9 protein-coding genes are annotated in these 8,650 nt (G+C 71.1%); 2 read left to right on the top strand and 7 right to left on the bottom strand.

Annotated features, from left to right (window positions below):
* Window positions 1-65 precede the first annotated feature (65 nt).
* Genes VK611_26065 through VK611_26085 form a run of 5 tightly spaced genes read right to left on the bottom strand, consistent with a single transcriptional unit; the run spans window position 66 to window position 5,503 of the window.
* On the bottom strand, window positions 66-1,181 hold the full coding sequence (locus VK611_26065; protein HMG44827.1) for a branched-chain amino acid ABC transporter permease: 1,116 nt from the start codon (window positions 1,179-1,181) through the stop codon (window positions 66-68).
* Window positions 1,181-2,110 carry a branched-chain amino acid ABC transporter permease gene (locus VK611_26070; GenBank protein ID HMG44828.1) on the bottom strand — a complete coding sequence of 310 codons (930 nt, stop codon included), beginning with the start codon at window positions 2,108-2,110 and terminating at the stop codon, window positions 1,181-1,183. Before VK611_26070 ends, VK611_26065 begins: the two co-directional genes overlap by 1 nt.
* Complete coding sequence (locus VK611_26075) at window positions 2,107-3,897, bottom strand: AMP-binding protein (GenBank protein HMG44829.1); 1,791 nt, start codon at window positions 3,895-3,897, stop codon at window positions 2,107-2,109. The genes VK611_26070 and VK611_26075 overlap by 4 nt, the downstream gene beginning before the upstream one ends.
* Window positions 3,897-4,661: an ABC transporter ATP-binding protein gene (locus VK611_26080; protein ID HMG44830.1), complete on the bottom strand. Its 765-nt coding sequence runs from the start codon at window positions 4,659-4,661 to the stop codon at window positions 3,897-3,899. Before VK611_26080 ends, VK611_26075 begins: the two co-directional genes overlap by 1 nt.
* A gap of 2 nt (window positions 4,662-4,663) precedes the next feature.
* Window positions 4,664-5,503: an ABC transporter ATP-binding protein gene (locus tag VK611_26085; GenBank protein ID HMG44831.1), complete on the bottom strand. Its 840-nt coding sequence runs from the start codon at window positions 5,501-5,503 to the stop codon at window positions 4,664-4,666.
* A gap of 87 nt (window positions 5,504-5,590) precedes the next feature.
* On the opposite strand from VK611_26085, the gene VK611_26090 reads away from it, so the two are divergent.
* Window positions 5,591-6,013, top strand: a complete 423-nt coding sequence (locus tag VK611_26090; GenBank protein ID HMG44832.1) for a heme-binding domain-containing protein — start codon at window positions 5,591-5,593, stop codon at window positions 6,011-6,013.
* Between the two features lie 16 nt (window positions 6,014-6,029).
* Here the strand turns inward: VK611_26090 and VK611_26095 are convergent, their stop codons facing one another.
* Window positions 6,030-6,443 (bottom strand): hypothetical protein, encoded by a 414-nt coding sequence (locus tag VK611_26095; protein ID HMG44833.1) that lies wholly within the window; start codon window positions 6,441-6,443, stop codon window positions 6,030-6,032.
* Window positions 6,444-6,474: 31 nt separating this feature from the next.
* Entirely contained in the window at window positions 6,475-6,777 is a 303-nt protein-coding gene (locus VK611_26100) for a DUF2087 domain-containing protein (GenBank protein HMG44834.1), read from the bottom strand.
* A gap of 89 nt (window positions 6,778-6,866) precedes the next feature.
* Here VK611_26100 and VK611_26105 point away from each other — a divergent pair.
* Window positions 6,867-8,650: phosphoketolase family protein (locus VK611_26105; GenBank protein HMG44835.1), on the top strand; the 1,784-nt coding region annotated here is incomplete at its 3' end.

Here is an 8,650-nt window from a genome sequence, read left to right on the forward strand (position 1 = left end):
AACCACCTGTGTCGTTTCACCTTCGTTGCCTCCCCCTTGGCTGTCGTTTTGCCGAGGACTTGCACCTAATACGAGAAGGGCCAGGTGAGGAACCACGTCTTCACCCGGAGCCAGAACGCGGCCAGGCCGCGCGGCTCGAACAGCAGGAACAGGACGATGGCGAGGCCGAAGATGACGGCGTTGAACTCGCCGATGGCGAAGATCCCGCCTTCACCGGCGTCGGAGGTGATGAGCCGGTCGAACAGCGCCAGGTCGCTGTTCTGCTCGATCACCGACCGGCCGCCCCACACGAACAGCGCCCCCAGCACCGAGCCGTAGATCGTGCCGAGCCCGCCGATGATGATCATCGCCACGTACGTGATCGACAGGAAGAGCCCGAACTCGGTGGGGCTCACGTACTGCTGCAGCAGGCCGTAGAGCGACCCGGCCAGCGCGGCGTAGGCACTCGACCAGGCGAACGCCCCGACCTTGTAGCGGGCCAGGTTCACGCCGATCACCTCGGCCGACAGGTCGCGGTCGCGGATCGCCTGCATGGCCCGGCCGGGACGGCTGCGCGTGAGGTTCACCGCCAGCAGCGCCCCCACCGCCACGAGCGCCCACACGAGCCAGAAGAAGGACTGCTCGAAGGTGTAGGCCTCGGCACCCAGCTCGATGCCCTCCCGGAAGTCGAGCGGGCCGATCGACATGGCCACCGTGCCGAGGCTCTTGCCGTTGCCCCCGCCGGTGACGCTGTCCCAGTTGTTCCACAGGTGCTCGCCCAGGAACACCAACCCGAGCGTGACCACCACCAGGTAGTTGCCCCGCAGCCGCAGGGCGAAGGGCCCGATCACCGCCCCGACGACGAAGCCGATCAGCATGGCCAGCGCCAGGTAGGCGGGCATGGGCCACCCCCGCTCGCCGCCGAAGTAGACCGCCGTGTAGGCGCCGACGCCGACGAAGAAGGCGTGGCCCAGCGAGATCTGGCCGGTGAACCCGGTCAGCAGGTTGAGGCCGATCGCACCGATGGCGAAGACGCCGCACATCGCCAGGATCCGCAGGCCCGGGTCGCCCAGGTAGGTGGGCAGCCACAGGTACAGCAGGATCGTCCCGACCACGAACGCCCAGCGCCACGGGGTGCGCCGGGGGCTGCGGATGAGCTTGACGTCGTCGGCGTACGACAGCGACCCCAGGAAGTACGCCATCAGACCCGCCTGACCTCTCGGGTGCCGAACAGGCCGTAGGGCCGGATCAGCAGGATCACGATCATCGCCAGGTAGGGCGACACCCGCTCGAAGCTCTCGCCCACCCAGTCGAAGTACTCAGGCGCCAGGAGGGCGGTGAACTGCTGGACCAGCCCGATGATCACCCCGCCCACCGCGGCGCCCAGCGGCGAGTCGAGGCCGCCCAGGATGATGGCGGGGAAGGCGATCAGCGCCAGCGCCCCGGTCGCCGGGCTCAGCTGGCTCGGGCCGGCCGCCAGCGTCGCCCCCGCCAGCGCGGCGACCAGGCCGGCGATGCCCCACGCCACCCGGTAGACCCGCCGGGCGGGGATGCCCTGCGCCATGGCGGCCTCGGGGTCGAGCGCCGCGGCCCGCATGGCCAGGCCCATGGTCGAGTAGCGGAAGAACAGGAAGAACCCGGCCAGCACGAAGGCCGCGAACAGGATGGTCCACAGGTCGCGATCGGCCACGGTGACGCCCAGGACGTCGCGGGTGTGGATGCCCCAGGGGTCGCCCAGGTTGCGGTTGTTCGGCCCCCAGATCGACGTGGTCACGTTGTCGAGCACGAAGAGGATCCCGATCGTGGCCATGATCACCGTGGCCGGCTCCTCGCCCACCATGTGCCGCAGCACCAGGGCCTCGATCAGCACGCCGATCAGGGCGCCCGACGCCATGGCCAGCACCAGGGAGAGGTAGAAGTTCACGTCCCAGGTCTGGCTGAACTGGTAGGTGAGGTAGGCGCCGAGCAGCACCAGGCTGGCCTGGGCGAAGTTGATCACGCCGGTGGCCTTGAAGATCACCGAGAAGCCCAGGGCGATCAGGGCGTACTTGCAGCCCACCGCCACGCCGGAGAACCCGGTCTGCAGCAGGTCGTCGCCGGTGATCACCGCCAGCAGGCTCCCGGCGGTCATGCGTAGAGCCCCTCGATCAGCGGGCCGAACGCCTCGGAGATGGCGTTGCGCTTCACCTTCTGGGTGGCGGTCACCTCACCGTCCTCCTGCTCCAGCTCCTTGGGCAGCAGGGCGAAGCGCTTCACCTGCTCGACCTGGGCCAGCTCGGCGTTCACCTCGTCGACCACGCCGGCCACCAGCCCCTCGACCTCCGGCTTGGCGGACAGGTCGGCGTAGGTGGTGAACGGGACGCGGTGGTGCAGCGCCCAGCGGCTCACCGTGTCGAGCTCGATGCCGACCAGCGCCACCAGGTACTTGCGCCGGTCGCCGAGCACCACGGCCTCCCGCACGAACGGCGACACCTTGAGCCGGTTCTCGATCTCCGACGGGCTCACGTTCTTGCCGCCGGACGTGATGATGATGTCCTTCTTGCGGTCGCTGATCGTGAGGAAGCCGTCGTCGTCGAGCTCGCCGATGTCGCCGGTGTGCAGCCAGCCGTCGGCGTCGACCGTCGCCGCCGTGGCTTCGGGGTCGCGGTGGTAGCCGAGGAACGTGCCCGGGCCGCGGGTGAGGATCTCGCCGTCGTCCGCGATGCGCACCTCGCCCTCGGGCACGGCCCGGCCGACCTGGCCGATGCGCACGTCGTCGGCCGGGGTGACCGTGGCCTGGGCGGTGTTCTCGGTCATGCCGTAGCCCTCCAGCACCGGCACGCCCAGCGCCCAGAAGTACTCCAGGACCTGCGGGGCGATCGGCGCCGCGCCGGAGAGGGCGTAGCGGATGCGGCCCATGCCCACCTTGCGGCGCAGCGAGCGGAACAGCAGCAGCCAGCCGAGGGCGTACTCCGCCCGGGCGATCGGCCCCAGGCTCCCGTGCCAGCGCTGCCGCGCCAGCCGACCGCCCCGACCCATCCAGAAGCGGTAGTTGGCCCGCTTGAGCCAGCCGGCGTCGTCCATGCGGATGCTGACGCCGGCCATCAGCTTCTCCCACACCCGCGGCACGCCGAGGAAGTAGGTGGGCTGCACCTCGCGCAGGTCCGCGGCCAGCTCGTCGACGCCGTCGCCGAAGTTGACCACGTAGCCGCTGGTCACGGCGTTGATCACCGACACCAGCCGCTCGGCGATGTGGCACAGCGGCAGGTAGGAGAGCACCTCGTCGTCCGGCGTCACCGCGAACACCCGGTCGGCGTTGCGGCTGGCGGCGAGCAGGTTGTCGTGCGACAGCAGCGCCCCCTTGGGCGGCCCGGTCGTGCCCGACGTGTACACGATCACCGCGGGCTCGGCCGGGTCGACCTGGGCGACGGCGTCCCGGAACGCCTCGACGCCGCCGTTCTCCCGGCCCCGCGCCTCCAGCTCGGCGAACGTCATCAGCCACGGGTCCGACAGGTCGACGCCGCGGGGGTCGACCACCACGACCTGCCGCAGGTCCGGCAGCCGGTCCCGCACCGCCAGCACCTTGTCGACCTGCTCCTCGTCCTCGGCCACCAGCACCTTGGCGCCCGAGTGGGCCAGGAGGTACTCCACCTCGGCGGTCGGGCAGGTGGGGTAGACGCCGACGGTCATGGCGCCGATGCCCTGCGCCCCCAGGTCGGCCAGCAGCCACGCCGGCCGGTTGAGGCTGTGCACCGCCACCCGGTCGCCGGGCTCGACGCCGAGGGCCCGCAGCCCCATCCCCGACGCCGCCACCCGCTCGGCGTAGTCGGCCCACGTGTACTGCTTCCACACGCCGAGGTGCTGCTTGCGCAGGGCCACCCGTTCGGGCATCTCGGCGGCCCGTTCCAGCAGCCGCGCCGGCAGGCTCCCCCCTCCCATCACGAACCCCCCAGGTAGGCCTCGACGACCTTGGCGTCGTTGCGCACCTCGTCGGGGCTGCCCACGGAGATGACGACGCCGAAGTCGAGCGCCAGCACCCGGTCGGCGATGTCCATCACCAGGTGCATGTCGTGGTCGACGAGGATCATGGCCAGGCCCAGCTCCTGGCGGACCTGCAGGATGTAGCGGGCCATGTCCTCGGTCTCCTCGAGGTTCATGCCCGACACCGGCTCGTCGAGGAGCAGCAGCTTCGGCTCCATGGCCAGGGCCCGACCCAGCTCGATGCGCTTCTGGATGCCGTACGGCAGCATCCCCACCGGCTGGCGGCGGTAGGGCGCCAGCTCCAGCAGGTCGACGATCTCCTCGACCTTGGCCCGCTGCGCCACCTCCTCGTTGCGGGCCCGGCCGAACCACAGGGCGCCGGCCAGGAACCCGGTGCGCATCAGGTGGTGGCGGCCCAGCAGCAGGTTGTCGACCAGGGTGAGCCGGGTGAAGAGGCCGAGGTTCTGGAAGGTGCGGCCGATGCCCAGCTCGGCCACCCGGTCGGGCCGTGCGCCGATCAGCTGGTCGCCGTCGAGCACGATCGAGCCGCTCTGGGGCCGGTACACCGCGGAGAGGCAGTTGAAGATCGACGTCTTGCCGGCGCCGTTGGGCCCGATGACGGCGAACAGCTCGTCGGGCCGCACGTCGAAGCTGACCCCCGCCAGCGCCGTCACCCCGCCGAAGCGCAGCGTGACCTCGGAGACCTCGAGCAGCCCGCCCACGGTCAGGCGCCCCAGCTCTTCTTGCGGCGGTAGGTCTTCACGTCACGGAAGGAGCGGCGCTCGTGGTCACCGTCGCGGGCGCCGATGCCCAGGTAGAACTCGCGGATGTCCTTGTCGGCCAGCAGCTCGTCGCCGGCGCCGTCGCGGACCACCCGCCCGTGCTCCAGCACGTAGCCGTGGTGGGCGATCGCCAGCGCCATCGTGGCGTTCTGCTCCACCAGCAGGACGCTGGTGCCCTGGGCGTTGATGTCGACGACGATGTCGCGGATCTGCTCCACGACCTTGGGGGCGAGGCCCAGCGACGGCTCGTCGAGCAGCAGCAGCTTCGGCCGTGACATCAGCGCCCGCCCGATCGCCAGCATCTGCTGCTCGCCGCCCGACAGGTAGCCGGCCGTGGAGCGGCGGCGCCCGGCCAGCAGCGGGAACAGGCCGAACACCCGCTCGAAGTTGTCGGCCAGCGCGGCCCGGTTGGTGTAGGCGCCGGTGCGGAGGTTCTCGTCGACGGTCAGCTCGGCGAAGATCCGCCGGTTCTCCATCACCAGCGTGAGCCCGGCTCGCACGCGATCGGCGGGGTCGTCGTGGGTGATGTCCCGCCCCGCCAGGCGCACGGAGCCCTTGGTGACCTTGCCCCGGTGGACGCCCAGCAGGCCGCTGACCGCCGAGAGCAGCGTCGTCTTTCCGGCGCCGTTGGCCCCGAGCAGCGCGACGATCCGGCCCGGTGCCACGGCCAGGCTGACGCCGCGCAGCACCAGCACGACGTCGTTGTAGACCACCTCGACGTTGGCCAGCTCCAATGCGGGCGCGCCGAGGTCGGCCCGCCCTGACGCGTGCTCCTGTCCCACGAGCCGTTTCCCCCCGGTTCCTCCAGGACACTAACGGTCGACCCCCGATGTGTCTACCGTCACATCCGTTGGGGAAGTCCTTTTGCCGTGTGGAAACGAATCGGCCTGGTCCTGCTCGTGGTGTTCGTCGCCCTCCAGCTCGTGCCCTACGGGTGGAAGCACTCCAACCCGCCGGTGGTCGCCGACGCGCCCTGGCCCGACGAGCGCAGCGCCGACCTGGCCCGCACGGCGTGCTACGACTGCCACAGCAACGAGACCGACTGGCCCGTCTACTCGTACGTGGCGCCGTTCTCGTGGCTGGTGCGGAGCGACGTGGAGGAGGGGCGCGACAAGTTCAACTTCTCCCACTGGGACTCGTTCGCCGCCGACGCCGACGAGGCCGTCGAGGTGCTGGAGGAGGGCTCGATGCCGCCGGGCCAGTACACGGCGATCCATCGGGACGCGAACCTCAGCGACGAGGAGGTCGACGCCCTGATCGCGGCCCTCGAGTCGATGTCCGACGACGACTGAGCCGCCAGGTCACGGGCTACTCCTCCTCGAAGTCGTCGTCCTCGTAGTCCTCGTCGTCGTCCTCGTGGTCCTCGGCGTCGTCGTCGTCGATGTGGACGGCGACCGCCTCGGCCGGCGGCGGCACCCGCTCGGTGGCGACGTCACGGGTGGTCTCGTCGCCGGAGAACTCGTCGTCGACGGCCAGGGCGCCGAAGTCCTCCTCCTCGACCGTCTCCGCGAGGACGTCCTCCTCGTAGTCGGGCACCCCCTGGGCGAGCACCTCCACCTCCGGCTCGTCCCAGCCCACCGGCCGCTCGTCGTCCGGCAGCGGCTCGGCGCGCTCGTCGTCGGGGTCGACGAAGCGGTCGGGCGGGAACTCCTCGTCGCCGAGCATCTCGTCGTCGAGCACCTCGGACCGGTCGTCGTCGGGAACCTCAGGCAGGTCGGACATGTCCGGACGTCTACCCGCCCGGCGCCCCTGGCTACCCGAGGTCGACGGTGCCGCCGCTGCGCCACCAGCGGGATCCGTCGGGCGCCCGGTCCATGAACCCCTCGTCGACCAGGTAGCGGGCCAGCGCCGTGGTGTCGCCGAACCAGCGGGCCAGCATCGTGCGCACCTGCTGGGCCGAGTAGGTGCGCCCGGGCTCGAAGTCCTGGGCGACCAGGTCGAGCAGCGGGAGGCGCCGGCTGCGCTTCGCCGGCAGGCCCGACAGCCGCCCGTCCCTCACCCACGTCCGGAAGACGCGCTCCTTGTCCTCACCGCCGTCTGCGTCGTCTCCGGCCACCCCTCCAGTCTGGTCGCTGATCCCCCACCCGCGACGCGGCCGTGTCGTCGCCCGTGTCGTCGTCCGTTGGGCTCTTTAGTCTCGGGGGGATGCTGACCCTCGACCGGCATCCGCTCACCGATGACGAGCTCGCCGGGGTCGACGCCTTCTGGCGGGCGGCGAACTACCTGGCGGTCGGGCAGATCTACCTCCTCGACAACCCGCTGCTGCGGGAGCCGCTGGCGGCCGAGCACGTGAAGCCCCGGCTGCTGGGCCACTGGGGGACGTCGCCCGGGTTGAGCCTCCTGTACACCCACCTCACCCGGGCGCTGCGGGCGGTCGACCGGGAGATGCTGTTCGTCACCGGCCCGGGCCACGGGGCGCCCGGCGTCGTGGCGTGCACCTGGCTGGAGGGCACGTACAGCGCGGTGTACCCGGCCGTCGGGCAGGACGCGCCGGGCATGGGCCGGCTCTTCCGCCAGTTCTCGTTCCCCGGCGGCATACCGAGCCACGTCGCCGCCGACACGCCCGGGTCGATCCACGAGGGCGGCGAGCTGGGCTACTCCCTGTCGCACGCCTACGGCGCCGCCTTCGACAACCCGGGGTTGGTGGTCGCCGCCGTGATCGGCGACGGCGAGTCGGAGACCGGGCCGCTGGCCACGTCGTGGCACTCCAACATGTTCCTCGACCCGCAGCGGGACGGCGCCGTGCTGCCGATCCTGCACCTCAACGGCTACAAGATCGCCAACCCCACCATCCCGGCCCGGATCGGCGACGAGCAGCTGACCCACCTGCTGCAGGGCTACGGCTACACGCCCTACCTGGTCTCGGGTGACGACCCTCCTACGGTCCACCAGCAGCTGGCCGCCACCGTCGAGCACGTGTTGGCGGAGATCGTGGCGATCCAGGCCTCGCCCGGCGACGACCGGCCCCGCTGGCCGATGATCGTGCTGCGGACGCCCAAGGGGTGGACCGGGCCGGTGGAGCTCGACGGCAAGCCGGTGGAGAACACCTGGCGGGCGCACCAGGTGCCGCTCACCGGGCCCCGCACCGACCCGGCGCAGCTCGCCATGCTGGAGGACTGGCTGCGGTCGTACCGGCCCGACGACCTGTTCGACGCGGCGGGTCGGCCTCGCCCGGAGGTGACCTCGTGGCTACCGGCACCCGAGCGGCGGATGGCGGCGTCGCCCCACGCCAACGGCGGCGTCCTGCTGCGCGATCTGGAGCTGCCCGACCCCGCCGCCCACGCCGTCGAGGTCTCGGCGCCGGGGGCGGCCAACGCCGAGGCGACCCGGGTGCTGGGCCGCTACCTGGCCGACGCCTTCCGGCTCAACCAGGACCACCGCAACTTCCGCCTGTTCGGGCCGGACGAGACGGCGTCGAACCGCCTCGAAGCCGTCTACGAGGTGACCGACAAGGCGTGGGAGGGGTCGACGCTGCCGACCGACGAGCACCTGGCCCGGGGCGGCCGGGTGCTGGAGATGCTGTCGGAGCACACCTGCCAGGGCTGGCTGGAGGGCTACCTGCTCACCGGCCGGCACGGGCTGTTCTCGTGCTACGAGGCGTTCGTCCACATCGTCGACTCGATGTTCAACCAGCACGCCAAGTGGCTCAAGGTCTCCCGGGAGCTGCCGTGGCGGCGGCCGATCGCGTCGCTCAACTACCTGCTCACCAGCCACGTGTGGCGCCAGGACCACAACGGCTTCTCGCACCAGGACCCCGGCTTCATCGACCACGTGGTGAACAAGAAGGCCGACGTCATCCGGGTGTACCTGCCGCCCGACGCCAACACGCTGCTGTCGATCACCGACCATTGCCTGCGGTCGCGGAACTACGTGAACGTGATCGTGGCCGGCAAGCAGCCGGCGCCGGCGTGGCTCGACTGGGACGCCGC

This window comes from Acidimicrobiales bacterium, from assembly GCA_035316325.1.
Lineage (GTDB): Bacteria > Actinomycetota > Acidimicrobiia > Acidimicrobiales > VFJN01 > DASXTK01.